Annotated in this window: 27 protein-coding genes and 1 tRNA gene; 8 read left to right on the forward strand and 20 right to left on the reverse strand. The window is 64.0% G+C overall.

Annotation, left to right across the window (positions count from 1 at the left end):
* Positions 1 to 46 precede the first annotated feature (46 nt).
* Entirely contained in the window at positions 47 to 1,129 is a 1,083-nt protein-coding gene (gene zapE / locus AB2B41_RS00860) for a cell division protein ZapE (RefSeq protein ID WP_367875836.1), read from the forward strand.
* On the opposite strand, the gene AB2B41_RS00865 is transcribed toward zapE, so the two are convergent.
* The 6 genes from AB2B41_RS00865 to AB2B41_RS00890 all read right to left on the reverse strand — a co-directional run bounded on the left by AB2B41_RS00865 (position 1,126) and on the right by AB2B41_RS00890 (position 8,102).
* A complete protein-coding gene (locus tag AB2B41_RS00865; RefSeq protein WP_367875837.1) occupies positions 1,126 to 1,311 on the reverse strand; it encodes a hypothetical protein in 186 nt (61 codons plus the stop codon). The two genes, zapE and AB2B41_RS00865, sit on opposite strands and share 4 nt — an antisense overlap.
* 104 nt (positions 1,312 to 1,415) lie before the next feature.
* The gene (locus AB2B41_RS00870; protein ID WP_367875838.1) at positions 1,416 to 2,690 is read right to left on the reverse strand and encodes a bifunctional folylpolyglutamate synthase/dihydrofolate synthase; all 1,275 of its coding nucleotides are present in this window, start codon (positions 2,688 to 2,690) and stop codon (positions 1,416 to 1,418) included.
* A complete protein-coding gene (locus AB2B41_RS00875) occupies positions 2,687 to 3,085 on the reverse strand; it encodes a hypothetical protein (protein ID WP_367875839.1) in 399 nt (132 codons plus the stop codon). The genes AB2B41_RS00870 and AB2B41_RS00875 overlap by 4 nt, the downstream gene beginning before the upstream one ends.
* Positions 3,082 to 4,032 (reverse strand): acetyl-CoA carboxylase, carboxyltransferase subunit beta, encoded by a 951-nt coding sequence (accD, locus tag AB2B41_RS00880; RefSeq protein ID WP_367875840.1) that lies wholly within the window; start codon positions 4,030 to 4,032, stop codon positions 3,082 to 3,084. Before accD ends, AB2B41_RS00875 begins: the two co-directional genes overlap by 4 nt.
* Before the next feature lie 57 nt (positions 4,033 to 4,089).
* Entirely contained in the window at positions 4,090 to 4,989 is a 900-nt protein-coding gene (locus tag AB2B41_RS00885) for a CPBP family intramembrane glutamic endopeptidase (protein WP_367875841.1), read from the reverse strand.
* The gene (locus tag AB2B41_RS00890; RefSeq protein WP_367875842.1) at positions 4,986 to 8,102 is read right to left on the reverse strand and encodes an ABC transporter transmembrane domain-containing protein; all 3,117 of its coding nucleotides are present in this window, start codon (positions 8,100 to 8,102) and stop codon (positions 4,986 to 4,988) included. The genes AB2B41_RS00885 and AB2B41_RS00890 overlap by 4 nt, the downstream gene beginning before the upstream one ends.
* Before the next feature lie 168 nt (positions 8,103 to 8,270).
* On the opposite strand from AB2B41_RS00890, the gene ilvD reads away from it, so the two are divergent.
* The 4 genes from ilvD (at position 8,271) to AB2B41_RS00910 (ending at position 11,859) form a co-directional block, all read left to right on the forward strand.
* Entirely contained in the window at positions 8,271 to 10,037 is a 1,767-nt protein-coding gene (gene ilvD / locus AB2B41_RS00895; protein WP_367875844.1) for a dihydroxy-acid dehydratase, read from the forward strand.
* Entirely contained in the window at positions 10,018 to 10,584 is a 567-nt protein-coding gene (locus tag AB2B41_RS00900; protein ID WP_367875845.1) for a hypothetical protein, read from the forward strand. Before ilvD ends, AB2B41_RS00900 begins: the two co-directional genes overlap by 20 nt.
* Positions 10,585 to 10,700: 116 nt before the next feature.
* Positions 10,701 to 11,474 (forward strand): DUF6478 family protein, encoded by a 774-nt coding sequence (locus AB2B41_RS00905; protein WP_367875846.1) that lies wholly within the window; start codon positions 10,701 to 10,703, stop codon positions 11,472 to 11,474.
* A 13-nt stretch (positions 11,475 to 11,487) separates the two neighbouring features.
* Positions 11,488 to 11,859: a hypothetical protein gene (locus tag AB2B41_RS00910; protein WP_367875847.1), complete on the forward strand. Its 372-nt coding sequence runs from the start codon at positions 11,488 to 11,490 to the stop codon at positions 11,857 to 11,859.
* A 51-nt stretch (positions 11,860 to 11,910) separates the two neighbouring features.
* Here AB2B41_RS00910 and AB2B41_RS00915 read toward each other — a convergent pair whose 3' ends face one another.
* Positions 11,911 to 12,552: a LysE family translocator gene (locus tag AB2B41_RS00915; RefSeq protein WP_367875848.1), complete on the reverse strand. Its 642-nt coding sequence runs from the start codon at positions 12,550 to 12,552 to the stop codon at positions 11,911 to 11,913.
* 29 nt (positions 12,553 to 12,581) lie between these two features.
* On the reverse strand, positions 12,582 to 12,989 hold the full coding sequence (locus tag AB2B41_RS00920; protein WP_367875849.1) for a hypothetical protein: 408 nt from the start codon (positions 12,987 to 12,989) through the stop codon (positions 12,582 to 12,584).
* Between the two features lie 88 nt (positions 12,990 to 13,077).
* Here AB2B41_RS00920 and AB2B41_RS00925 point away from each other — a divergent pair, with 88 nt between their 5' ends.
* Complete coding sequence (locus AB2B41_RS00925) at positions 13,078 to 13,674, forward strand: TetR/AcrR family transcriptional regulator (protein WP_367875850.1); 597 nt, start codon at positions 13,078 to 13,080, stop codon at positions 13,672 to 13,674.
* A 79-nt stretch (positions 13,675 to 13,753) separates the two neighbouring features.
* Here the strand turns inward: AB2B41_RS00925 and AB2B41_RS00930 are convergent, their stop codons facing one another.
* From AB2B41_RS00930 to gpmI, 3 genes are read right to left on the reverse strand one after another with little or no spacing between them, the layout of a single operon-like run.
* Positions 13,754 to 15,091: a S41 family peptidase gene (locus AB2B41_RS00930; protein WP_367875851.1), complete on the reverse strand. Its 1,338-nt coding sequence runs from the start codon at positions 15,089 to 15,091 to the stop codon at positions 13,754 to 13,756.
* A gap of 4 nt (positions 15,092 to 15,095) precedes the next feature.
* Positions 15,096 to 16,223 carry a murein hydrolase activator EnvC family protein gene (locus AB2B41_RS00935; RefSeq protein ID WP_367875852.1) on the reverse strand — a complete coding sequence of 376 codons (1,128 nt, stop codon included), beginning with the start codon at positions 16,221 to 16,223 and terminating at the stop codon, positions 15,096 to 15,098.
* On the reverse strand, positions 16,220 to 17,737 hold the full coding sequence (gene gpmI, locus AB2B41_RS00940) for a 2,3-bisphosphoglycerate-independent phosphoglycerate mutase (RefSeq protein WP_367875853.1): 1,518 nt from the start codon (positions 17,735 to 17,737) through the stop codon (positions 16,220 to 16,222). Before gpmI ends, AB2B41_RS00935 begins: the two co-directional genes overlap by 4 nt.
* Before the next feature lie 152 nt (positions 17,738 to 17,889).
* Between gpmI and AB2B41_RS00945 the strand changes: the two genes are divergently transcribed.
* On the forward strand, positions 17,890 to 18,348 hold the full coding sequence (locus AB2B41_RS00945) for a DUF1203 domain-containing protein (RefSeq protein WP_367875855.1): 459 nt from the start codon (positions 17,890 to 17,892) through the stop codon (positions 18,346 to 18,348).
* 84 nt (positions 18,349 to 18,432) lie between these two features.
* A complete protein-coding gene (locus AB2B41_RS00950; protein ID WP_367875856.1) occupies positions 18,433 to 18,612 on the forward strand; it encodes a zinc-finger domain-containing protein in 180 nt (59 codons plus the stop codon).
* A gap of 125 nt (positions 18,613 to 18,737) precedes the next feature.
* Here AB2B41_RS00950 and AB2B41_RS00955 read toward each other — a convergent pair whose 3' ends face one another.
* The 9 genes from AB2B41_RS00955 to AB2B41_RS00995 form a co-directional block, all read right to left on the reverse strand.
* Positions 18,738 to 19,307, reverse strand: a complete 570-nt coding sequence (locus tag AB2B41_RS00955) for a GNAT family N-acetyltransferase (protein WP_367875857.1) — start codon at positions 19,305 to 19,307, stop codon at positions 18,738 to 18,740.
* 152 nt (positions 19,308 to 19,459) lie between these two features.
* Positions 19,460 to 19,536, reverse strand: a tRNA-Pro gene (locus tag AB2B41_RS00960).
* Positions 19,537 to 19,583: 47 nt separating this feature from the next.
* On the reverse strand, positions 19,584 to 20,690 hold the full coding sequence (gene leuB / locus AB2B41_RS00965; protein ID WP_367875858.1) for a 3-isopropylmalate dehydrogenase: 1,107 nt from the start codon (positions 20,688 to 20,690) through the stop codon (positions 19,584 to 19,586).
* Between the two features lie 66 nt (positions 20,691 to 20,756).
* Positions 20,757 to 21,746: an endonuclease/exonuclease/phosphatase family protein gene (locus AB2B41_RS00970; RefSeq protein ID WP_367876165.1), complete on the reverse strand. Its 990-nt coding sequence runs from the start codon at positions 21,744 to 21,746 to the stop codon at positions 20,757 to 20,759.
* The gene (locus tag AB2B41_RS00975; RefSeq protein WP_367875859.1) at positions 21,743 to 22,585 is read right to left on the reverse strand and encodes a hypothetical protein; all 843 of its coding nucleotides are present in this window, start codon (positions 22,583 to 22,585) and stop codon (positions 21,743 to 21,745) included. Before AB2B41_RS00975 ends, AB2B41_RS00970 begins: the two co-directional genes overlap by 4 nt.
* A 306-nt stretch (positions 22,586 to 22,891) precedes the next feature.
* Positions 22,892 to 23,497 carry a 3-isopropylmalate dehydratase small subunit gene (gene leuD / locus AB2B41_RS00980; protein ID WP_367875860.1) on the reverse strand — a complete coding sequence of 202 codons (606 nt, stop codon included), beginning with the start codon at positions 23,495 to 23,497 and terminating at the stop codon, positions 22,892 to 22,894.
* A 176-nt stretch (positions 23,498 to 23,673) separates the two neighbouring features.
* Complete coding sequence (gene leuC / locus AB2B41_RS00985) at positions 23,674 to 25,077, reverse strand: 3-isopropylmalate dehydratase large subunit (RefSeq protein ID WP_367875862.1); 1,404 nt, start codon at positions 25,075 to 25,077, stop codon at positions 23,674 to 23,676.
* Positions 25,078 to 25,146: 69 nt separating this feature from the next.
* Positions 25,147 to 25,248 carry an isopropylmalate isomerase gene (locus AB2B41_RS00990; RefSeq protein WP_367875863.1) on the reverse strand — a complete coding sequence of 34 codons (102 nt, stop codon included), beginning with the start codon at positions 25,246 to 25,248 and terminating at the stop codon, positions 25,147 to 25,149.
* Between the two features lie 25 nt (positions 25,249 to 25,273).
* Positions 25,274 to 25,771 (reverse strand): hypothetical protein, encoded by a 498-nt coding sequence (locus tag AB2B41_RS00995; protein ID WP_367875864.1) that lies wholly within the window; start codon positions 25,769 to 25,771, stop codon positions 25,274 to 25,276.
* Positions 25,772 to 25,827 lie beyond the last annotated feature (56 nt).

Here is a 25,827-nt window from a genome sequence, read left to right on the forward strand (position 1 = left end):
GCCCCATCACTCCGGTTTCAAATTCCCATCCGCCGGAAAACCCTCTATGGCTGACCCCATGGTTCTGCGTGCCACATATGACGCCCGGATCGCCGAGGGCCACCTGCATCCCGACCCCGCGCAGGAGGCCGCGCTGCACGAATTCGACCGCATCCGCGAGGCGCTGCAAAAGCCGGTCAAGAAAGGCCTCTTCCGCAAGGCGCCCGAACCGCCCAAGGGGCTCTACCTCTGGGGTGGCGTTGGGCGCGGCAAGTCGATGCTGATGGACATGTTCGTCGAAACGCTGGGCGACATCCCCGCGCGGCGCGTGCATTTTCATGCCTTCATGCAGGAAATCCACAACGCCATGCACGAGGCCCGCAAGACCGGCGTGGACGATGCGATCAGCCCCGTTGCCGCCGATGTGGCGAAATCCGTCCGCCTTCTGGCCTTCGACGAGATGCAGATCACCGACATCACCGACGCGATGATCGTCGGGCGGCTGTTCGAAAAACTCTTTGCCGCCGGTGTGGTGGTCGTCACCACATCGAACCGGGTGCCGGACGACCTTTACAAGGACGGGCTCAACCGCAACCTCTTCTTGCCCTTCATCCAGCTGATCAAGGACCGCATGGTCGTGCACGAACTGGTCAGCCCGCGCGACTACCGGCAGGACAGGCTGTCGGGCACGCAGGTCTATTTCACCCCCGTCAACGCCGAAAGCCGCGCCGCGATGGACGCGGTCTGGGCCGATCTCGCAGGTGGTCCCGGCGCGCCGCTGGTGCTGCGGGTCAAGGGGCGCGACGTGGAAATCCCGCGCTATCACAACGGCATGGCCCGCGCGCGCTTTCACGAACTCTGCGGCAGGCCGCTGGGGGCCGCCGACTACCTCGCGCTGGCCGAGGCGGTGCGGGTATTGCTGATCGACGATATCCCGACGCTCAGCCGGTCGAACTTCAACGAGGCGCGCCGTTTTGTGACCCTGATCGACGCGCTTTACGAGGCGCGCGTGCGGCTGATCTGTTCAGCGGCCGCCCAGCCGGAAATGCTCTATATCGAGGGCGAGGGGACTTTCGAATTCGAACGCACGGCCTCGCGCCTGCGCGAGATGCAGGCGGACGGCTGGGGCGACGGTCCTGCGGAAGCCTAGTCTGCCGCCAGCGTGATGTTCCCGCGCGACACCTGGTCATCCGGGTGATAGGGCGCATCCCCCATGTAAAGCGACCAGAGCCCTGCGGCGATGATGCCAAGACCAATCAGGACAAAGATCGCCTGAGACAGGCCACGGCTGTCGCCAAGGGCATTCCGGGTGCTGAATTCCTGCTGCTTCATCGTCCTCTTCCTCAATTCTGTCCGGTTATCTTGCGGACCAGCCGCACCCGGACTGTGGGAAGATTACACTAATTTTGGGTAAAATCGGACGGGACCTGCGCGATTTATCCGTTCTGTCGCAAAATGGCACCCGCAAGATACAGCGAGCCACAGATCAGCACCCGCGCATCGGGGTGCCGGGCCACGATATCCTCCAGCGCCGCCGCCACGCTTTCCGCCTCCACGGCGTCGATGCCAGCCGCCCGCGCGGCCTCCGCAGTCTCTGCCGCTGTCAGCGTAGCCTTTTCTCCGGGGATCGACACCGCATGCAGGCTGGCCACATGCGGTGCCAGCGGCCGCATGTAGCCTTTCACATCCTTGGTATTCAGCATCCCGCAAATCAGGTGCAGGGGTCGCCCGCCCGCCCCCGCGAAATAAGCCGCCAGCGCCTCGCCCGCCGCCGGATTGTGCCCACCGTCGAGCCACAGCTCCGCACGCCCCGCCGCCTCGACCAGCGGCCCCTCGCGCAGCCGTTGCATGCGCGCGGGCCAATAGGCGCGCGTGACCGCCGCCTCGCAGGCCGCCTCGTCCATTCCGAAGTGCCGCAGCGCCGCCAGCGCGGCCCCTGCGTTCATCACCTGGTGCGGCCCCGGCAGATTCGGCAGCGGCAAATCAAGCAATCCGCGCTCGTCCTGAAACACCATCCGCCCCGCCTCGACACCTACATGCCAGTGCTGACCGTAGACCATCAGCGGCGCCCCCTGCCGCTCGGCGACCCGTTCGATCACCTCCAGCGCCGCATCCTCCTGCGGGCCGACCACGCAGGGCACCCCGCGCTTGATGATGCCCGCCTTCTCGCCCGCGATCTCTGGCAGGGTCTCGCCCAGGAACTGCTGATGGTCGAGAGAGACCGGCGTGACTACGGACAGCGCCACCTTGTCCGTCACGTTCGTCGCATCGAGCCTGCCGCCCAGCCCCACCTCGAGCAGGGTGTAATCCGCAGGTACCCTTGAGAACGCCAGCAGCGCCGCCGCCGTGGTGATCTCGAAATAGGTGATGCTCTCGCCGCCGTTCGCGGCATAGCACTCATCCAATACCGCCGTCAGTACGTCCTCGGCGATCAGCTCGCCCGCCAGCCTGATCCGCTCGTGAAAGCGCGCCAGATGCGGCGAGGTATAGGCATGCACGGTCTTGCCCGCCGCCTCCAGCCCCGCGCGGATCATTGCCTGGGTCGATCCCTTGCCGTTGGTCCCGGCTACATGCACGATCGTCGGCAGGTTGTCCTGCGGATTGCCCAAGGCCGCCAGTATCCGGAACATCCGGTCCAGCGTCAGGTCGATCACCTTGGGGTGCAGCGCCATCATCCGCTCAAGGATGACGTCTGAATTCCGGGCTGTCATAGGGGCCGCTCCTTTCTCCACAATAGAAATAGCGCCAGTCCAAGCACGATATCGAGCCCCGCACAGAAGGTCGGCCACCAGTCAGGGGTAGGTGCCGAAAGCGGCAGGATCGCAAGGTCAAACACCCCGTGGCCCGCGATGCCCAGCGCAACGGCACGGGCCGACCGGCGGTATCCCCAAAGCGCAAGACAAAGAAACAGCGCGAAGAAGAACAGGTGAAAAATCCTGTCCCCCCACGCACCGTTCTCGAAGGCAAATACGGGATAGAAGGCGGCAATCGCCACAAGGATGACCGCGCCCGCAGATCGCTCGCGGCTCATCCCGCTCAGCCATAAGACTGTAAAGATTACGCCACCAAGGCCCGCACCGATCAGGGCCGGTATCGCGGCGCTCATTTCTTGGGCTTATCCGCCGGGGTCCCTTTGTCCTCGCTCAACGCGTGGTTCAGCTCGCCCCCTTCCTCCGGCGGCGGCAGGTCACCGCGCACGGCGGGCGGCAGGCCCAGCAGCATCCGGGTGATGGTGATCAGCTCGTCCCGCATCTCGGTGCGCGGGGTCACGCGGTCCAGCATCCCGTGATCCAGCAGGTATTCGGCGCGCTGGAACCCGTCGGGCAGCTTCTCGCGAATGGTCTGTTCGATCACGCGGGGGCCGGCAAAGCAGATCAGCGCGTTAGGCTCGGCGATATGCACATCCCCCAGCATCGCGTAGCTGGCCGTGACCCCCCCGGTCGTCGGATGCGTCAGCACCACGATATAGGGCAGCCCCGCCTCTTTGAGCATCTGCACCGCCACGGTCGTGCGCGGCATCTGCATCAGGCTCAGAATACCCTCCTGCATCCGCGCGCCCCCTGCGGCGGAGAACAGGATCAGGGGCCGCTTCAACTTTACCGCCTCCTCGGCGGCGGCGATGATCGCGTTGCCGACGTACATCCCCATCGATCCGGCCATGAAGCTGAAGTCCTGGGCCGCGGCCACGATGGGCGTGCGCCCGATCTCGCCCTGCGCGACCAGCATCGCCTCGGCCTCGCCGGTTTCCTTCTGCGCGGCCTTCAGCCGGTCGGGGTATTTCTTCTGATCGCGGAAATGCAGCGGGTCGGCGGGCGGTTTGGGCACCGCGACCTCGGTAAAGATGCCCCCGTCGAACAGCGCGGTGAAGCGCGCGCGCGGACTGATCTGCATGTGGTGCCCGCAGTTGGTGCAGACATTGAGGTTCTCCGCCACCTCGCGGTGAAACAGCATCGTGCCGCATTCATCGCACTTGGTCCACAGGTTGTCCGGTGTCTCGCGGCGCGAGAAGATCGAGTTGATCCGGGGACGGACGTAATTGGTGATCCAGTTCATGCGGGGCCTCGGGTCATGGTCTTGCCCTGAAATACGCCTCGGGGGGCGGAATTGCAATCAGCGCCGGATCGTTACGCGCGCCGCCAGCCACAGCACGAACATCATCGCGAAATCCACCGGCAGCCAGGCCTGAAGCGCCTCGGTGTCGTCCATCGAAAAGGGGCTGAGGTAAAGCGCCAGCCCCGACAGTTCGTCCGGCAGCGAAACGATCAGGATGGCCGAGACGTTGTTCCAGAAATGCACCGCGATGGCGGGGCCCAGCGTGCCGGCCCGCGCGGTCAGATCCGCCATCAGCACACCGAAAGTGCAAGCCCAGAGCGCGATGGTCAGCGCGTTTTCTCCAGCTGCATCGGGGAGGTAATGACCCAGGGCGAAGAGCACGGAAGGAAGTATCATCCAGACAAGGGGCGAGCGGAACCGCGCCGCAAGCTGCTGCTGGACATAACCGCGAAAGACGATCTCCTCCGCGCTCACCTGCACCAGCACGAAGAAGAGCGAGGGCAGCAGGAGGACCAGCCATTGCCCCAGCGGCATGTTGGGCACATAGTCGCCCCCCATGTCGTAGGGCGGCAGAAGGAAGACCGCTGCCATCACTGCGATCATTGCAAAAGACACCGCGCGGAATTGTTGCCACAACAGGTTGAGCGGCCCCAGAAGGCTTGCGAAACTGCGATGGTGCATGACCCGCGCGCTCAAGCCCGCGCCGACCGACATGAAGACAAAACTGAACAGCAGTATATACATCGCCACCGGGGTCGCGCCGCTACGCAGATCCTCCACCAGCCGGGAATTGGCCCCAGCCGTCAGCCCGTAGATCACCCGGAAGAAGATCTGGTTCAGCGCGAGATAGGCAAATGTCGCCAGAAAGAGCCCGACGCCAAGACGCCAGAGCTGTGGATAGGCGCGCGCCGGGGCGACGAAGAGCCGGTGCGGCGCATAGGCAGGCGCGCGGCTCATTCCTCGACCTCTTCCGGGATCTCGGCCTGCAGGGCCCTTCGGTGCGGCCCCATCTCGCGCGGCACCTCGAGGCCCGCGGCCATCATGATGTCCGACGCCCCCGCCAGATAGCCAGCCACCTTGCGCAGCAGGCTCAGCAGGACGTCGCGGTCGCTTTCCACAACGGCACGGTACTGGTCCGCCCCGATCCGCAGGAAGGTCGCGTCCTCTGTGGCGATAAGATCAAGCTGGCGCGGCTCGCGGATCAGGATCGCCAGATCGCCGATCAGCCGCCCCGGCACCACATCCGAGACATGGCGCATGGTACCGCCTTCGTCGACCACGCCGAGTTCGGCCCGCCCCGAAAGGCACAGGTAGGCGGCATCGGCCCTCTCACCCACGGTAAAGATGCGCTGGCCCTTCTCGGCCTTGTACCACTGGGCCGCAAAGGCTAGCAGCCTGCGGCTGCGCGGATCGAGCGTCGCAAAAAGCTCGTTGCGGCTGATGATGCGCAGCTTGCGCCGCAGATCGCCCGAGGCGCTGCTTTCGTCCTCGACCGGTTCGATCTGTGCCACCCCGTCGATACGACCCTGGTTGATCACGACATGCATGTCGAATTCTTCGGGATGCGCGAAACTGTCGTTGAGATAGATCTGCGTTGTGTCAGGCAACAGCGCGCTCAGGCGCTTGCGGATCTGCACCTGCGTTTCGGGGTCGTGGCCCACCAGCGACTGGTTGAGCACCAGCACATCGGGCCGCTTGATCGCCGCGCGGCCAAAGGCGGCGCGTTGCTGGAAAGCGACCGGCAGGTTCGCACCGCCGATGGCGGTTTCCTGGTCGAAGAGATTGACTGAAATCATCTGCTTCAGCCCGTGTTCCTCGAGCACTTTCGTCACCACGTCCTGCACGAGGTCGGCTTGCAGCCCGGCCATCGAGGAGACGCGGCCATAGAGCAGGTTCTCAAGGATGGTCAGCCGAGGCAGGTAGTTCTCCGGTTCGATCGGCACAAAGAGTTCGCCAGCCTGATCGCGAAGCTGCGCCCCCTTGGTTCGGCGGATGCGCAGGATTTCCTGCTTGAAGCTTTCTGGAAAAGACGGGCCGATTTGTTCGGCGGTAAAGGCGAAGGGCACCGTGAGCAGCAGGGCGAACTCCTCTTCCGAGAGCGCCTCGTCCCCCTGTTCGCGCCGCCGCGCGGCAATATCGACAAGCCGCTCGTAAAGCGCGTCGTCGATGCCCAGCGCGGTAAAAAGCGGATGGTCGGTACCATCGCGGCCGAATGTCTCGTGCAGTGTTTCGACCAGAGTCTGCGAAATCGCGATCCCCTGCGCGGCCAATCCCTGGTCAATGACCATGGCAAGGAACCCTTTTTCCGCGACCAAACCCTGCTGGCTGATGTCGCGTTTGGGGGCTGCGAACATCAGGTTCCCGCCCAGGGGTACTGCGGGGTTGAAGCTGTCGGGATCGAAGCGGTAGACAACCTTGTCGAGCCCCTCTTCGCGTAGCCGCGCAGCGATTTCGTCACGCAGGCCGACGATACGCCGGGCCAGTTCGGGGTGTATCTCGGGGTCCATCTGGGAATGCAGCATCCGCTCGAAAATAACGTCCGCCGTGCCCAACGCCGTGGTGATTTCGTACCAGAAGTGCTGCACGTCCTCGGTGGTGTTCAGCCCCGCCAGCGCAGGGTCGAGCCAGTCGGCCTGTGTGCTGTCGGGACTGTTGCCGGCGCGCCGCGCCTCGATGCCCGCACGGTCCTTGTGCTTGGGGTCCCAGAGCACCGTCTTGGGGCTGGTTCTGAGCGCCATGAGCAGGTTATCCCCCACGGTGCCCTGAAACAGGTAGGGTTGCGCATTGGCCGACCCGATGCGCGCCGCGATCACCGCCTGGTGAAGCTGCGACAGGTCGTGTCCGGCCATGGTGATGCGCCCGCGCGTCGGCACGATTTCCCGCGTCAGAAGATCGGCCATGGCGGTGCGTTCCGACTGGGTGGGGATTTGCAGCGCAACCTGTGATCCGGCTGGGATATGCAGGGTGATGTCCTGCAGGATCATGTCGCGCCCCGACCCGCGCACCGAGACGTTGGTCAGCTCGATATCCCCCTTCAGATGCGGGATTTCCTCCGGCGTCCCTTCGAACAGTGTCTCGTCGACCATCCCGTCCGGCGCGAAGCGCTCTACCACGATATCCCAGCGCAACGACATGTCCTGCGTTTGGTTGTAGTAGAGCAGAAGCTCCCGCCAGGGGCTCGACAGGTCCTTGTAGGCGGCAAGCGCGGCCACCAATGCGCCCACCGTGATCTGCCCATTGATCGCGAGGTAACCGCCCACGGCATAGAAGAAGAACGGCGTGAGCTGGGTAATGAAGTTGTTGAGGAACTTCATGAAGAATTTCTTCTGGTAGATGCGGAAACGCACCTCGAAGAGCCTTCCCAGCCGGTCGGTGAACTGCGCCAGCCTGTAACGCCAGCCGCCGTTCGTGCGCAGGTCGGTGATCCCCGCCGCGGTCTCGCCGATCTCGGCGGCGAAATGGCGAACCTCCTTGATCCGCTCCTTGTTCAGCAGGTTGATCTGCCGTTGCAGCATCGGGATCAGCCAGGCCTGCAACGGGATCAGTGCCACACCCGCCAGTCCGAACCAGAAGGACTGAAGGAACAGAAAGATCACGATGATCAGCATCTGCCCCGCCTGGAACACCGGCTGTGCGACGAAATCGCCCATCAGCCCGCCCATCGGCTCGGCCTCCGACGTCACCATGCTGACCAACTCGCCCTGGCTGGTGTTCTGGTAGTAGCTGCGCGGAAACCGCATCATCCGGGCGATCAGCTGGAACCGGAACCGGCGCAGCAGGCGTTCGGCCAGCACGCCCTTCATCGTGTTCAGCCGCATTTTCAGCAGACCATGCACCACCACGGCAGCCAGATAGGCAAAGCACAGCACCATCAGAAATTGCACCTGGCTGATCTGGTTGCCCATGAAATCGACGACGCTGTTGTCGGCACCGATGGCGTCGTTGATGATCCGCTTGGGCAGCTCAAGCGTCGAGTAGAGAAACGGGAAGGTGAATACCGTGAAGGCCAGCAGGAAGATCTGGTCGCGCTTGGAGTACTTCCAGATAAATGCAAACAGGCTGCGTTCCATGCAGGGGCTTCTCGTGCGGGGTAGGGGCCGTGTCAGTCCCTGGACGTCGTTGAACCCAAGGTAGGCCCCTCCAGCGGCCATTACAACAAGGGGCTCTGGCGTAGCCTGCTCTTGCAGCACCCGCCCGGCCCGACTATTCCGGTGCAAACGACTTTCAGGGAGCCCGGCATGTCCACCAACAAACGCTTTGACAAATCCAAACTGCCCAGCCGCCACGTGACCGAGGGCCCCGCGCGCGCGCCGCACCGGTCCTACTACTACGCCATGGGCATGACGGACGAGGAAATCCACCAGCCCCTCGTCGGCGTCGCCACCTGCTGGAACGAGGCCGCGCCCTGTAACATCGCGCTCTCCCGTCAGGCACAGGCGGTCAAGGCGGGCGTGAAATCCGAACAGGGCACGCCGCGCGAATTCACCACGATCACTGTCACCGACGGCATCGCCATGGGCCACGAGGGAATGCGCTCATCCCTCGCCTCGCGTGAGGCCATTGCCGATACGGTGGAGCTGACCATGCGCGGCCATTGCTACGACGCCATCGTCGGCCTTGCCGGTTGCGACAAGTCGCTTCCGGGCATGATGATGGCCATGCTGCGTCTCAACGTGCCCTCCGTCTTCCTCTACGGCGGCTCGATCCTGCCGGGCAAGGCACCCGCCGGGGCCAAGGTGCCGGAAAGCTTCGCCAACCGCGACCTGACCGTGCAGGACATGTTCGAAGCGGTCGGCAACTACCAGAACGGCACCATGACCGAGGCCGAGCTCGATATCCTCGAACGCGTCGCCTGCCCGTCGGCCGGTGCCTGCGGCGGCCAGTTCACCGCCAACACCATGGCCTGCGTGTCCGAGGCCATCGGCCTCGCGCTGCCGAACTCCTCCGGCATGCCCGCCCCCTACAAGGACCGCGACGAATATGGCCGCGCCTCCGGTGCCGCCGTGATGAACCTGATCGAGAAAAACATCCGCGCCCGCGACATCTGCACCCGCGAGGCGTTCGAGAACGCCGCGCGCATCGTCGCCTGCACGGGTGGTTCGACCAACGCGGGTCTGCACCTGCCCGCCATGGCGCATGAGGCGGGCATCGATTTCTTCCTCGATGACGTCTGCGAGATTTTCCGCGACACGCCCTATTTCGTCGATATGAAGCCCGGCGGTGCATATGTGGCCAAGGACCTCTACGAGGCAGGCGGCGTGCCGGTTGTGATGAAGGAGCTGCGCAAGGCGGGCCTTATCCACACCGACTGCATGACCGCCACGGGCGAGTCCATGGGCGAAGTCCTCGACCGGATCGAGCGCGAGGCGGACGGCAAGGTCATCCACTCCGTCGCAACGCCGCTTTCCAAGACCGGTGGCGTTGTCGGCCTCAAGGGCAACCTCGCCCCCGAAGGCGCCATCGTGAAAATCGCGGGCATGTCCGAGGACAGCATCGTCTTCACCGGCCCCGCGCTGGTCTTCGAATGCGAACAGGACGCCTTCGAGGCCGTCCAGAACCGGACCTACAAGGAAGGCGACGTCTTTGTCATCCGCAACGAGGGTCCGCGCGGCGGTCCCGGCATGCGCGAGATGTTGGCGACCACCGCCGCCCTCTCGGGTCAGGGTATGGGCAAGAAGGTGGCGCTGATCACCGACGGTCGCTTCTCGGGCGCGACGCGCGGTTTCTGCGTCGGCCACGTCGGCCCTGAGGCGGCAATGGGAGGCCCCATCGGGCTTTTGAAGAACGGCGACATGATCACCATCAATGCGATCGAAGGCTCGATCACCGTCGATCTTTCCGATGAGGAACTCGCCAAGCGCAAGGCCGAGTGGCAAGGACCGCGCCCGACGAACTACGCCTCTGGCGCGCTGTGGAAATACGCCCAGCTGGTCGGCCCCACCTACCTTGGCGCCGTGACCCACCCGGGTGCCAAGTCGGAAACCCATGATTACATGGAGCTATAGGGCAGGCGTCGCCGCCCTCTGCCTGTTAGGCCTGACCGGATGTGAACCCGGTCAGGGTGGATTTCTGGGCGCGGCACCCAACATGGCGCTGTCCGAGGCGCGGATGGCCGATGGCACGGTGACGCTGGTCCCCCCACGCGGCTTCTGCATCGACCGCAAGAGCCTTGGCCAGCGTTTCGCGCTTCTGGCGCGGTGCGACAAGCTCGGCGCGCCCTCGGCCGCTGCCGATGCTCCGTTGGGTATCATCACGGTCAGCATCTCAGAAGCCGCGGCGGAACAGGGCTTGCCCTCCGCCCCCCAAACCGCTGCCGCCTTCGGCCTCAGCAACCTCTCCGCCCTGAGCGAGACGCCCTCCCGCGTGATCTTCCGCGCTGTCGGAGAAGCGCCGGTGGACGGCATGGCCCCCCTGCACTGGCGCGGGACTGCGCGGCTTGGTGACAAGTTCATGGGTCTGGCGCTCTATGGACCTGAAAACGGACGCGTTTTGACCGGCGAGGGGCGCCGAATCCTGGATGAATTGATCGATGGTTCGGGCGCGGGCAGCTAAGGCACATCGTCTCCCGAAACCGTCATGCAGGAAGATTACCGGCGCAATTCGTGCCAATTCATTTGAACGAAAGCCTTACCCCAGATAGAATGCGCCGAAAAAAGGCACGAGCATTCATGTCGAAGATCAACCTCGGCTTTCTTGATGGCACGGTTTTCTCGCGTAATATCCAGCGCTGGGCCCGTGCCGCGCGCAAGGCGGATGAGACCGACTTGCCGACCTTGCGCCGCCAGCGCAGCCGCGCGCGCTTGCTCAAGACCCATATCGACAAGCTGATTCATGTGGCCGACGAACGGCTAGCCCTGCCCGTGGTCGGCTCCAACAGCTTTCCCCGCCCTCACAACGCCGACTGGGCCTGGCGGCCCGAGCTTTGGCGCGGGCCCCTGCCGGTGCCGGGGATTTCCTCTGTCGAGACAAAGTCGATGCTGGGCGATGAGGTCACGCTTTTTCATGACTGCGACTATTCCGAGCTGACCCTGCGCCAACTCCGCAACCTGCGCGAGGAAGACCTTGCCCCCTACGGTCTGCGCCTAGATGTCTTCCGCTTCCAGGGCTCTTTTCTCTCGGTCGTGGTCGATCTGCCGGAGGATGGCGTCACAGGGCTGAAACGCACCCATCTCATCCGCATGGACGCCATCGTCGAGATGGAAAAGCCGCTTGAGATCTTTGCGCGCCTCAACGTGAAACACGGCCCCAACACCGAACAGATCGTCCGCGAACTGCCTCTGCACGAGCAGAAGCATCAGGTCGAATTCGACCTTGCCTATACCAACCTCAACGAAAAACGGGTGGAGCGCGCGTGGATCGACCTGATCTTCGAGGGCCCGCAGATGAACCAGGTGATCCTGCGCGATCTTACCTTCTCGCGTCGTCCGCGCGCGCATTTGTAACGGGAGCCCGCGCATGAGCAGTCTGCAACTGACCAAGACACGGATGAAGCAGGGCGTCTGGCAGGGTATCATCACCGGTATGGGCGAGGACAAACCCCAGATCGAGGTGACCCACGAAGACCGCAAGGTGCCCAACATCATCCTGACCCACAATCAGAGCGCCGATCACTGGACCCTTTCCGTGCCAATCCCGCCGGATGCCATCGCAGATGGCATTCAGACTCTCCTGATCCGCGACAAGGTGGCCGACGCCAAGATCGGTCACATCACCCTGATCGCGGGCGACGAACTGAGCGAGGATATCCGCGCCGAAATGAACCTCCTGCGCGCGGAACTCGACATGCTGAAGCGCGCGTTCCGCAGGCATTGCGTCGAAACGATGTAGGGGGCCAACGCCTTGCGCCGCCCCCCCTGTGTGCTTGCAGGCCGAATGGGTTCAGAGCGGCTGACGCCGGTAGAGCGCTAGCACCCCGGCCAGGGCAAGCAGCACCGCGCCACAGCCGCCCTCCATCCATCTGACCCCGGCACCCTGCAGGTGTCTGGCGGCATGTGAGCCAAGCCCCGCGTATATCGCCATGACCGCCAGGTCGATGAGCACGAAGGTTGCCGCCAGCGTCGCGTACTGCGTCGCGATCGGGGCCGAAGTGTCCACGAACTGGGGCAGGAAGGCCGCGAAGAACAAATAGCCCTTTGGATTTGTCGCCGCGACGAGAAAGCTCTTTCGGAACAGGCGACGTGAGAGTGCCCTGCCGCGGACGCCGTCGCCATCGCATGCTGTACCTGCCGTGCCAGCATCGCCCGACGGCCGCAGTATCTGGATACCGATATAGGCGAGGTAGATCACACCGATCCCCTTCACCACGCTGAACCAGAACTCCGAAGCCGCCAAAAGCGCGCCCAACCCCAGCGCCGCGGCCCCGATCAGGACAAGGTCCGAGGCCGCGGCCCCCAGCATGCCATAGCCCGCCTGATGCATCCCGTAGCGCGACCCGTTGGTCAGTGCCAGCAGGACGGTCGGCCCCGGCGTGGCAATGGTCAGCAAGGCCACAAGGGCAAATCCGGCAAGAGTGATATCCACCTCAAGTCTCCATTTTGATCGGCACGGCGTCAGCCCGCCCTTTGCGCGGCGTGGCGGGCAACTTCATCCGTCTGATCCGCGCGGATGACTCCGAATACGCTTGCAAGCACGACGAGCGCCGCAACCTGCCCGGTCAGAACCGCAGGCCAGATCAGCGCAAACTGAGGGTCGAGGTATTTTTGCGGTCCGAAGGACACGAGTGCGCAGAGGACGGCGAGCCCGCTCAGAATGCGCCCTGTGCTAGTGTCAGCAGGTCCCATCACGAGCGCCGCCAGCGCCACCGCGACGGACATCCCGATGAAGGGTGCGATCCCGAACAACGGTGTCGCGACCGGCGGATGCGGGGGAACGCCCGCGTAGAGGGCCGAGAGCATGATCAATTGCAGCACGATGAGCGCCAGAAGGGCAGCGATGACGGGTCTTTGATGTTTAGGCATGTCAGTCTCCAAAAGTGTAATTATGATTACGGTTGCAGATATCCGTAATTCCGATTACGATTCTTGTCAACGGACGGGTGAAAAAGAAATGCGCGAAGAGAACAGATCGCTCCGCCAGAAGCAGATCGAGGTGGCCGCCTACGAATTGCTTGAGCAGAAGGGGTATGCCGGTACCTCGATGCAGGGTATCGCCCGAAAGGCCCGCGCGTCGAACGAAACGCTTTACAACTGGTACGGAGACAAGCTGGGCCTGTTCAGGGCGCTGGTGACACGCAACGCCGCCGAGGTGAAGGCGCTTCTCGAAGCCGAGTTGACGGCGGAGCGGGATGGCCTCGCTATCCTTGCGCTGCTTGGCCCCCGTCTGCTGGCCCTGTTGCTGGGCGACCGTGCCATTGCGCTCAACCGCGCGGCGGCGGCAGACCCCAGCGGCGAATTGGGGGCTGCGTTGTCTCAGGCGGGACGGGACTCGGTCTTTCCGCTGATCGTGCGGACGCTTGAACGTGCCAGGACCGAGGGAGAGCTGTCTTTCGCCCATGCTGATGCGGCGGCCGGTCTCTACCTTGATCTGTTGGTAGGTGATCTGCAGATCCGCCGCGTGATCGGACGCCTGCCCGCGCTATCCGATGCTTTTTGCCAGGAGCGCTCCGAACGCGCGATCGGTCACCTTCGCAGGCTGCTCTCCTGAGCGCCGCACGGAGCTACCGAAGACAAAAAAGCGGGGCCTTCCGGCCCCGCCCCCGATCATCGTTTGGCGAACGCGTTCATCAGTTGGCCGACGGTCCCAGCGCCGACAATCCCTTCAGGATGTCGATGGCATAAGCCAGCTGATAATCCTCTTCCCGCAGTTCGGCGGCCTGCTCCGCCTTGGCGCGGTCTGCCTCGATCTGCTTGATCTGGTCCTCGGTCAGGCTGTCGTTGTTCAGGCTGCCGCGCAGATCGGCTTCCGAGCGTAGCGGACGCGCGGGGCTATCGGCCTCGTCTGCCTCCGGCCGTGCGGGTGGCTGGGCGACAATGATGTCCGGGGAAACACCCAAGGCCTGGATCGACCGGCCCGAGGGCGTGTAGTAGCGCGCCGTGGTCAGCCGCATCGCGCCACTGCCGCGCAACGGCATCACCGTCTGCACGGACCCCTTGCCGAAACTCTTGGTCCCGATGACTATCGCGCGGCGATGATCCTGCAAGGCGCCCGCGACGATCTCGGAAGCCGAGGCCGAGCCGCCGTTGATCAGCACGACAATGGGCTTGCCCTGGGCGAGATCGCCGGGTGTGGCGTTCACCCGGTCGCTATCGGCCACGTCGCGGCCGCGGGTGCTGACGATCTCGCCTTCCTCAAGGAAGGCATCCGAAACCGCAATGGCCTGGTTCAAGAGACCACCGGGGTTGTTGCGCATGTCGACAACGAAACCGTTGACGGCATCCATCCCGCCCAGCGCCTCGACCTGCTCTTCCAGCAGTTCCTTCATCTTCGGATAGGTCTGTTCGTTGAAGGTCGTCAGTCGGAGCACCACCGTGTCGCCGACAGTACGTGCGCGGACGGCGGTCAGCTGGATCGTGTCGCGGATAATGGACACGTCGAAGGGCTCCTGCTCGCCTTCGCGCACCACGGTGATCACGATCTCGGACCCCACCGGCCCGCGCATCAGCTCGACCGCATCATCCAGCACGAGACCCAGCAGGCTCTCGCCGTTGACATGGGTGATGAAATCCCCCGCCTCGATCCCCGCCTCATCGGCCGGTGTCCCGTCAATCGGCGACACCACTTTGACAAAGCCCTCTTCCTGCGTGACCTCGATGCCGAGGCCGCCGAATTCGCCGCGCGTCTGCTCGCGCATCTTGGCGGCGTCCTTTGGCGACAGGTAGCTCGAATGCGGATCGAGCGAGGTCAGCATCCCGTTGATCGCCGCCTCGATCAGCTCGCTTGCGTCGGCCTCTTCCACGTATTGCGCGCGGATCCGCTCGAAGATGTCGCCGAACAGGTCCAGCTGCTCATAGACGTTCTCGGTCTTGGCGCTTTCCTGTGCCAGCAGGGGTGCCGCGATCTGCGTTGTCGCGATCACGCCCGCCACCGTGCCGCCAAGGGCCGCCATCACAAACTTCTTCATTCTGTTATCCATCCTCATCGGTTCGGAACCACACTGCGGGGTCCTCGGGCCTGTTCGCTTGTCTAATCTCTATATAGAGCGTTTCTGTCCGGTCTGTGCCAGCCCCTTCACGCAGGGGTGACAATTCATCGCCTTTTTCCGCCATCGCACCGCCCATCAGCCCCAAGGGCGTGCCCTGCGCGATCACCTGACCCGCCTCGCCATAGACGACTTCGAGCCCCGCGAGCACGAAAAGCGTCTCTGCCTGCGGTTCGAGAATCACCACATTCCCGAAATCCAGAAGTGGTCCGAGGTACCGGATCGTCGACGCGGCAGGCGCGGTGACAATGGCACCGGGCCGCGTCGCCAGGATGATGCCGGGGCGTTTGACCCCCGCCGCATCCGCCTCGCCCGCCCGCCGCAGCACCAGCCCCTGCACCGGCAGCGGCAGGTCCCCTTTCTGCCCGTCAAGGCGCACCGGTGCAGGTTCGATCTCTTCCGTCACGATCTCCGCCAGCCCGCTCGCAAAGCCTTCCAGCGTCTCGGTCGAGGCGATCAGGATACCCGTGCGCACCGGATCGGCGGTGAAGCGCTTCGGCAAATCCGTGCGCTCAGCCATCGCCTGATTGAGAGCGGTGCGTGCCGCCTGCACCTCGGTCAGCCCCGCCTGCAACCGCTCTGCCGCGTCCACCTGCAAGGCGCGCAGCATCTGCACGTTCTCCAGATCGGTCCGCAGCGCTTCGGCCCGCGCGTTCAGCGCTGGCGTCAACTCCGCCAGCAGCATCCCCGCCCGCGCCGTGCCCATCGGCCCGTCAGGATGCAGGAACGCCACCGGCGACGATACGCCACCCATGCTCTGCAAAGCGCCAAGCAGCGCCGCGACCTCCTCGTCACGCGCTTGCAGCCTGCGGCTCAGCTGCGCCTCGTTGATCGCTGCCTGCCGCAGCCCCTCGCGCATCGCGCCCAGTCCCGTCTCAAAGGCCTGAATGGTCTGCGTCAGCGCCCGCACCCGGTCGCGCGCGCCCTCGGCCTCGTCCAGCAGGCGCGAAGCCTCCTCCAGCGCCGCCGCCGCCGCGCGCGCATGGTCCGCCGCCGGGGTCTGGGCCATGGCCACGAAGGGCCAAAGCGCAAGGATCAGGGCAAGGCGCATCATCCGATCAACGAAACCCCCGTCATCTCCTCGGGCTGCTCCAGCCCCATCAACGCCAGTACCGTCGGCGCCAAATCCGCCAACCGCCCGTCCTTGACGGTCGTCCCCTCCGGCGCCCCGATCACCGCCACCGGCACCGGGTTCAGCGTATGCGCCGTGTGCGGCCCGCCCGTCTCGGGGTCGACCATCACCTCGCAGTTCCCGTGATCCGCCGCCAGCACTATCGCACCCCCGGCCTTCTCCAGCGCCGCCAGGACCCGGCCAAGCCCCGCGTCCACCGCCTCACACGCCGCCTTCGCCGCTTCCAGATCGCCAGTATGTCCCACCATGTCGGGGTTCGCATAGTTCACGACGATCAGGTCATACCCATCCTCGATCGCCGCCACGAAGCGATCCGTAACTTCTTCCGCTGACATCTCGGGCTGCATGTCATAGGTCGCCACATCCGGCGACTTTGGCATGTACCGGTCCTCCCCCTCGGCGGGCTTTTCTTCGCCCCCGTTCAGAAAGAACGTCACATGCGGATATTTCTCCGTCTCCGCCAGCCGGAACTGCCGCAGCCCGTGCTGCGCCACCCAGGCCCCCAGCGTGTTCGGCAGATCGGGCTTGTGGTACATCGTGGTCATGTAATCCCGATGCTCCGAGGAATATTCCGCCATCCCCATCAGCGCCGCCCAGTCAGGCCGCTGACCTACCTCAAAAGCTTCAAAATCCGGATCGCCCAGCGCCGCCATGATCTCCCGCGCCCGGTCAGCGCGGAAGTTGAGGCAGAAAAACCCGTCCCCATCCTGCGGCCCCGCGTAGTCCCCCAGCACCGTGGCCTGAATAAACTCGTCATCCTCGTCCCGCGCGTAAGCCGCCTCAACCGCCTCCCGCGCACTCCCCGCAGACAACCCTTCACCCCGCAGCATCGCCCGCGCCGCCTTTTCCACCCGGTCCCAACGGTTGTCCCGGTCCATCGCGAAATACCGCCCCGTCACCGTGACGATCTTCACCCCCTCGGGCAAAGCCGCTTCCAACTCGTCAAAGAACCCCAGCGCCGAGCGCGGCGCCACGTCTCGCCCATCGGTGATCGCATGAATGACCACCGGCACGCCCGCATCGTCCAGCGCCTTGGCCGCGGCCACCATGTGCCGCAGATGCCCGTGCACCCCGCCGTCCGACACCAGCCCCATCAGGTGGGCGGTGCCACCCGTGTCCTTCAAAGCGCGGGTAAACGCCAGCAAAGGCGGGTTCTGCGCGAACTCCCCCTTCTCGATGGCGAGGTCAATCTGCCCCAGATCCATCGCCACCACGCGCCCCGCCCCGATGTTGGTATGCCCCACTTCCGAATTGCCCATCTGCCCGCTGGGCAATCCCACGTCCGGCCCATGGGTGATCAGCGTCGCATGGGGATAGGTCTCCATGATCCGGTCGAAATGCGGCGTCTCCGCCAAAAGCGGCGCATTGCCCTCGGCCACGTCAGAGATGCCCCATCCGTCGAGGATACAAAGGACGACCGGTTTGGGGGGTGCCATGCTGCTTTGCTCCGCCTTTTGTTTTGCGGCCTTTTACCCCGCCCGCGCGCCGGATTGAACCACTTTCACCACCGCGCGCGGGATGCGCAGGAAACGGATTGGTCGCGGCGACGCGCCCGCCCATAACACCGGCAACCAAAGGAGACCCGACCATGCGCTACACCGCCCTGCCGACCAATACCGTCCGCGCCTTCCAGTCCGGCGCGCCGGACGCCCACGCGATGCCCCCGGAACGCGCCATCTCTGATGGCAAGGGCACCCCCTGCCGCCACTGCCTGCGCGACGTGCCCGAAGATCAGGACATGCTGATCCTCGCCTACCGCCCCTTCGACGGCCTGCACCCCTACGCCGAACTCGGCCCCATCTTCCTCTGCGCCGAGCCCTGCACCCAGGGCGGCGGCATGGACACCCCCGACATCCTCACCACCTCCCCCGATTACCTTGTAAAGGGCTATAGCCGTGACGACCGCATCGTCTATGGCACCGGGGCCGTGATCCCGGCGGAGCAGGTCGCCACCCGCGCCGAAACCCTGCTGGCCGATCCTGCCATCGCCTATGTCCACGTCCGCTCTGCCCGCAACAACTGCTACCTGCTGCGCATTGACCGCTGATCTCGGGCATTAAACCGGCCTTGTCCCGGACCCGCTCTTGTCGCATAACCGGCCCAGCAAGAGCCCCTAGCCAAGGACGCCCCGATGAGCCAAGACGCGCCAGAAACCCGGATCGTGAACACCTACCGCGTTGCCTGCGACGGCGGCGAAGGTGCCCTGGGCCACCCCCGCGTCTGGCTGCAAATTCCCCGCGACACGGGCTGGGTCGAATGCGGCTACTGCGACTGCAAGTACATCCACAGCGACTTCGAGGGGAAAGTCTGAGGGGTACTCGATTGGGTTCGGCTCCGTCAGAGGCTTGGTTTCGCCGGCATGGGTGAGGCTGGCTGATGTGATGGATTGTTTTTCAGACCTGCCCAATGTTCCTAAGGGGAATTTCAGTCCGGCTCTCAGGAAGCCGCCTGTGGTATAAGCGAAATTCTGAACTGCATCGTTTCGTGCCCACCAAGGGCCTTTTCGGCGAAGTAGGTTCTTACCAGTTTGCCCCCTGCTTTCTCGATGACCCGCACAGAAGCGGGATTGTCAGGACTGGTCGTGATATCGACATACGCCAAACCGACTGCTTTCGCCTCGGGAAGAATCGCCACAAGCGCGGCTGATGCCAGTCCCTCTCCCTGCCGCCATGGTACTACTGCGTATCCGATGTGACCTGAGCAAGTGGGCGGCAGTTCTTCCGTCCCTGGCATCCATCTCAAACCTATGTGGCCACAAAATTCGTCGTCCCATATCCATCGACGAATACTCGGCAAGCGCGGCACTTTTGAGCCATCAGGCAAAGTGACTGGCCCGCCTCTTGCGGTAGGGTCATCCAGCTTTGCCACGAATGATGCTGCGTTCTCTTCGAAACTTATGATTTGTTCCTGCGCTGCCTCGGGGCGCAAGTTGTCGGGCGACCAGCCTTTTCGCAGAGCCGCGGCGTAATCAGAGACGTGGGCAAGGCTTGGTCTGAGCAATTTCATAAGGCTGGAGTAAAGACGGCAAACCTACAGAACCAGACAGTCACGCGATGCGTAGCATCGGTCAACCCGGACTCAATCAGGGTGTGAATCGCACAGGTCGCGAAGGCGTTCCAAGAGAGGTTTGGAACCACTGAAAATAATCTGTGGAAAACTGGTCGGGCTGAGAGGATTCGAACCTCCGACCCCCTGCTCCCGAAGCAGGTGCGCTACCAGGCTGCGCTACAGCCCGACCGATGCGCTGCGTTTAGGCAAACGCGGCGCGTTTGGCAAGTGGCATCAGAGCGAGGCGTCAAGTGCCGAAAGGATCGCGTCGCCCATCTCGACCGTGCTGATCGGCGTACCACCCTCGGGCCCCATCAAGTCAGCGGTGCGCGCACCATCGGCCAGCACTTTCTCGATGGCCTGCTCAAGCCGAGTCGCCTCGTCCCCCTGATCGAAGGAATAGCGCAGCGCCATGGCAAAGCTCAGGACACAGGCGATGGGGTTCGCCTTGCCCTGACCCGCGATGTCGGGGGCGGAGCCGTGGACGGGTTCGTAAAGCGCCTTGGGGCGGCCGTCGGCATTGGGTGCACCAAGCGACGCGGAGGGCAGCATGCCAAGCGAGCCGGTGAGCATCGCGGCACAATCCGACAGGATGTCGCCAAAGAGGTTGTCGGTCAGGATCACGTCGAACTGCTTGGGCGCTCGGACCAGCTGCATCGCGCCATTGTCGGCGTACATGTGGCTCAGCTCCACATCCGGGTAATCCTCGTCGTGGACCTTCTGAACCACCTCGCGCCAGAGGATGCCCGATTCCATCACGTTGGCCTTCTCCATCGAGCAGACCTTGTTGTTGCGACGGCGAGCGAGTTCAAAGGCCGACCGCGCCACGCGGTCGATCTCGCCCTCGGTGTAGCGCTGGGTGTTGATGCCCACGCGTTCATTGCCTTCCTCGAAGATACCGCGCGGCTCACCGAAATAGACGCCAGAGGTCAGTTCGCGGACGATCATGATGTCGAGCCCCGCGACGACGTCTTTCTTGAGCGACGAGAAATCCGCGAGCGCGTCAAAGCACTGAGCGGGGCGCAGGTTGGAATAGAGGTCCATCTCCTTGCGCAGGCGCAGGAGGCCACGCTCGGGCTTCACGCTGAAATCGAGGTTGTCGTACTTGGGTCCGCCGACCGCACCCAGCAGCACCGCGTCGGCCTTGAGCGCTTTCTTCATCGTGTCGTCGTGCAGGGGCGTGCCATGCGCGTCGTAGGCGGCGCCGCCCACGAGGTCTTCTTCCACGTCGAAGGCAAGTCCGCGCTTGTCGCCGAACCAGTCGATCACGCGCTTGACCTGGTCCATCACCTCGGGGCCGATGCCGTCGCCGGGCAGGATGAGAAGGGTCGGGTTGGCCATGGGGCACTCCTTGAGATTGGATGTTTCGAGGGGCGTAGCGTGACGGTGGGGAAGGGTCAAGAACGGCTAGCGCGCCAGCGTGACCCAGACCAGCGCATGCCGGCTTGCGGCGGGGTCGATGGGGGCGATCCCGGCGTCCGATACTGTCCAATCTGCAGAAGGCAGCACGTAGTCCACGCGCATCGGCCCGGTCTGAGGCCAGTCCACGGTCGGCTGTCCCGGAAGAGGGTCCTGCAGGCGCGGGTCGGCCACGAGGCCTTGGATCGCGCTACGGAGCCCATCGCCCCTGTCCGGATCGAGATTCGCGTCGCCCAGCAGGACGAAACGGCCGGGCGGGGGTGTCCCGAAGGTGCCGCCCAAGTAGTGCGACCAGAAGGCTGTCTCATCGTGGTTGCGCCTGCCGTTGCGGTCTTCGGGGCCGTCGAAAACGGGCGGTGAGGCGTGGTAGGTCAGCAGGTGGATACGGCCTATTTCGGGATGCTCGATCGGCACCACCCAATGCCCGTGAGAGGACAGGCGCTGCACCGCCAGCGACTCGGCGCTGGGAAAGGGCGCGCCGTTCCTTTCCGGCAGCAGCGCGTCGGGCAGGTCGCGCCAGAGAAGGGATGAGAAATCCTCGACCTTGTCGGTGACGATCGGGAAGTGGGAAAGCAGTGCCATGCTGCCTTGTCCGAAGAACCGCCCGTACCCCTGCGCATCGCCTGGGCCACCGAGGGTTCCGTCGCCGTCCAGGTCGACCTCTGTCGCCCGGCCAGCATTGGGCGGCGCGGCGAAACGGTAGGGATAGGAAACTCCCGCTTGCTCCAGTGCCCCGGCCAGAGCGACCAGCGCGCGGTTTTCGAGATCGAAGTCGATGCCCTGCAGGGCGATGACATCCGGTGCAAGTGCCGCGATCTGCCCCACCACGGCGCGCACCTGCGGATCTTCCCCGCGCTGGATATCGCGCAAAAGAAGGCCGGGCCCATCCCGGAAGAGTTCGGTGTTGAAGGTGGCAACCTTGAGCGTGTCCGCCGCGCAGAAGGGCGCGATCAGCAGCCAGAATACGAAGGCGATCAGGCGGCTTGAAAACTGTCTTCGGCGTGCGCCTCGGCGTAGGTACGGCGGCGCTTGTCCTCGATCATCTCGGCGACACGGGCCATGGCGATGCCGCGCATGATCATGCTTGCGGGAAGGAAGGCCCATGCGGTGAGTGTCCAGATTATGGTCTGCGGATTGTCCAGTGACATCGGGTTTATCAGGCCACTGGCCATCTTGACCACAGCGGGCACGATGAAGGGCAACAGAAAGCCGAGCACGATGTTGAGCCGCGCGTCGCGCTGCAAACGCTCCAGCACGTCGCCGCCAGCCGTCGGGTCAAAGAGCGGCAGGTTCACCCAGACGTTGAAAGCCCCGCGGCGGGCGGGCCAGCTGAGAAAGCGCACAAGCACGAAAAAGGTCACGATGCTGATCACGGACAGCAGGTAGGCGATGGCGGCGGAGAGCCGTACGGTTTCGACCAATGCGGTATCGGAGGTCGCGGGCAGCATCAGCACGATCAGGCGCACCGGCGAGAAGGGGAAATCCAGTGTTTTGCCGAGGATCATGCCGAGCGAGGTCAGCCCGTCGGTCACGCTGGAGGGTTCGGCGTGGCCGCGCAGGATCGCGCTGAGCATCAGGAAAGTCAGAAAAAGCGAAGCAAAGCGCAAGCGGTTGAAAGGCGGCGCGTCGCGGAATTCGACAATGGAAGGAAAGTTGGAATTGTACTCGGTAAAGGTGAGAAAACCCGCAAGCAGGGCGATCAGGACGGTGATCTGGCTGGAATCAGCGGCGATCCCCGGCAGCAGAAGCGCCGGTGTGGCAATCGTCAACGCCACCAATAGACCGCGCACAGCCGCGCCTGTCATACGTGCAATCACGTCATTACCCTTCCAAACTGGCCAGCCGCGATGCGTTGCCGCGTGCTTGTTCCAACTTGTTGCCCCCGTGGGTTTCGGGGGCCTGCCTCATTTCTGCCCAATTTGTGCCTTCTTTCGCCCAAGTGCTCAAGTCACTGGTTAATAGAAGATAAAACTTGTGGCGATTTGAGGGAGGGAGTGGTGCGTTCTTGCATCTATTTTTGGTCAGGAAATAGGCACCTTAGCACATCTTGTGGGCACTGATAAAGCGCCCACAAGGTTTATTCAGACGCTGAGAAACACTCGCGTTGAAAGGTTTAGGATTGTTCACACCCAGGGACGGCTCTGGGCGGCCTGTGCCTCGAATGTATCGATGGCGGCGGCCTTTTCCATGGTCAGTCCGATGTCGTCGAGACCGTTCATCAGGCAATGCTTCTTGAAGGGATCGACGTCGAAAGAGAAGACCTCGCCATCCGATGAAGTGACGGTCTGGGCCTCAAGGTCGACGGTCATCCGGGCATTCGCCCCCTTCTCGGCATCCTTCATCAGCACGTCCACCTGCTCCTGCGGCAGGGCGATAGGCAGGATGCCGTTCTTGAAGCAGTTGTTGAAGAAGATGTCCGCGAACGAGGGCGCGATGACGCAGCGGATGCCGAAGTCCTTAATCGCCCAGGGCGCGTGTTCGCGCGAGGAGCCGCAGCCGAAGTTGTCGCCCGCGACAAGGATTTCGGCGTCGCGGTACTGCGGCTTGTTCAGCACGAAGTCGGGGTTTTCCTTGCCGTCGTCGTCATAGCGCATCTCGTCAAAGAGGTTCACGCCAAGGCCGGAGCGCTTGATGGTTTTGAGGAACTGTTTCGGGATGATCATGTCGGTGTCGATGTTGATCAGCGGCAGCGGTGCCGCGATCCCGGTGAGGGTTTCGAACTTGTCCATGTTAATGAACTCCTAATTTCGGACCACAAGATGTGGTGTGTGGTTGGAGCGAGGGAGGGGGGCACCTTGCGTACACCTTCTGTACACCCCCCGTACATCTCTGAGGCAGAAAACGGCTCCTTGCCCTTTCGCCGGAGGCTCCGAGGAGCCTCCGCAGGAGAGCGAGGAGGCGGGGGTCACATCAGCTCCCGCACGTCCGTCAGCTTGCCGGTGATCGCCGCTGCCGCCGCCATGGCGGGGGACATCAGGTGGGTGCGTCCGCCCCGGCCCTGACGGCCCTCGAAGTTGCGGTTGGAGGTGGCGGCACAGCGCTCGCCCGGTTGCAGTTGGTCGGGGTTCATCGCAAGGCACATGGAGCAGCCCGCGAGACGCCATTCGAAACCGGCCTCCTTGAAGATGTCGGCAAGACCCTCTTCCTCGGCCTGCGCCCTGACGAGGCCCGAGCCCGGCACGACCATGGCGCGTTTCACGGCGATCTTCTTGCCCTTGAGGATCTCGGCGGCGGCGCGCAAATCCTCGATCCGGCCGTTGGTGCAGGAGCCGATGAAGACGGTGTCGATCTCGACGTCCTTCAGCGGGGTTCCTGCGGTCAGGCCCATGTAGTCGAGCGAGCGGCGCGCGGCGTCGACCTTGCCGCCCTTGAAGTCCTCGGGGGCGGGGACGCTTGCGGTGATCGGCAGTACGTCCTCGGGCGAGGTGCCCCAGGTGACGACGGGGGCGATGTCTTCGCCCTTGAGGGTGATCACCTTGTCCCAGTGCGCGTCGTCGTCGGAGTAGAGCGTCTTCCACCAGTCCATCGCGGCCTCCCACTGCGCGCCCTTGGGGGCGTGGGGGCGACCTTTGCAGTATTCAAAGGTCTTTTCGTCGGGCGCGATCAGCCCCGCGCGTGCGCCGCCCTCGATGGCCATGTTGCAGACGGTCATGCGGCCTTCCATCGACAGGTCACGGATGGCTTCGCCGCAGTATTCGATGACGTAGCCGGTGCCGCCTGCGGTGCCGGTGGCGCCGATGACCGACAGGGTGATGTCCTTGGCGGTGACACCGGGGCGCAGCTTGCCGGTGATCTCGACCTTCATGTTCTTGGATTTCTTCTGGATCAGCGTTTGCGTGGCCAGAACGTGCTCCACCTCGGAGGTGCCGATGCCGTGGGCAAGCGCGCCGAAGGCGCCGTGCGTCGCCGTGTGGCTGTCACCGCAGACCACGGTCATGCCCGGCAGGGTCCAGCCCTGCTCGGGTCCGACGATGTGGACGATGCCCTGCCGGACGTCGGAGACGGGGTAGTAGTGGATGCCGAAGTCCTTGGCGTTCTTGTCGAGGGCGGCGACCTGGATCGCTGAATCCTCGGTCATGTTCTTGGGGTCTTCGCGGCCCGCCGTGGTGGGGACGTTGTGATCCGGCACGGCGATGGTCTGGTCGGGTCGGCGCACCTTGCGGCCTGCCATGCGCAGGCCTTCGAAGGCCTGTGGCGAGGTTACCTCGTGGACGAGGTGGCGGTCGATATAGAGCAGGCAGGTGCCGTCCTCGGCCTCGTGGGCGACATGGGCGTCCCAGATTTTATCATAGAGTGTCTTGGGGGACATTGGTCCTCTCCCGTGATGTTTGATGGTGTTTGAAGAAACGCGAAAAGCCGCCCGAGCAGCGGCGGCCGTTTATAGGCGTGCCAGCACGGTGTGCGTGGCGCCGAAGAAGCGTTCGCGCAGGCGGGCGCGATCGGTCTTGTCGATCATCCGAGTCATGCGGGTGGAATACACCCCCGCGGGCCTTGCTGCAAGCGTCTCAGGCCATGCGGGACGTGCGCAGATCGTTCAGGTCATGCTGCGGCGCGGTCGGTTCCGAAGGCCCTTCAGCGGGCGGTTCCGTAGGAGGCACGAAGATCAGCAGCAATGCGGCCAACCACATGAGCCCGGTCATCAGGCTCGTCGGCAGCGCGGTCAGCATCGCCAGATCGCGCGAGAGGGGCTCTTCCAGCCCGAGGGAAATGACGGCCACATAGCCGGTGAAGATGCCGATGACCGCGAAGGTATTGCAGAAAAACATCGCGCCAAGCCCGTGCAGGAATCCTTGCGGCGCGCGGATCAGCGGAGGCTGCACTCGGGGCACCAGCAGGAAAAGGCCGGTCAGCAGACCTATGATCGCAAAGGTCAGCGTAATCGGCACGGAGCCCTGTACCGGCAGCGCGGCGATTATGGCGAAGACCGCCAGTGCTAGAACAAGCTGATAGCCGCCCTGGATCAGGGAACAGGTGCGATAGGTGCCCAGAACGAGGCGGTGCATGCGGTGATCTCCGGTCTTTTCGTTGCGGTCAACATGGGCCCGGAATGTGATCTGAT

It is taken from the genome of Sulfitobacter sediminis (assembly GCF_040811725.1).
In the GTDB taxonomy this organism is placed as follows: Bacteria; Pseudomonadota; Alphaproteobacteria; order Rhodobacterales; family Rhodobacteraceae; genus Sulfitobacter; species Sulfitobacter sediminis.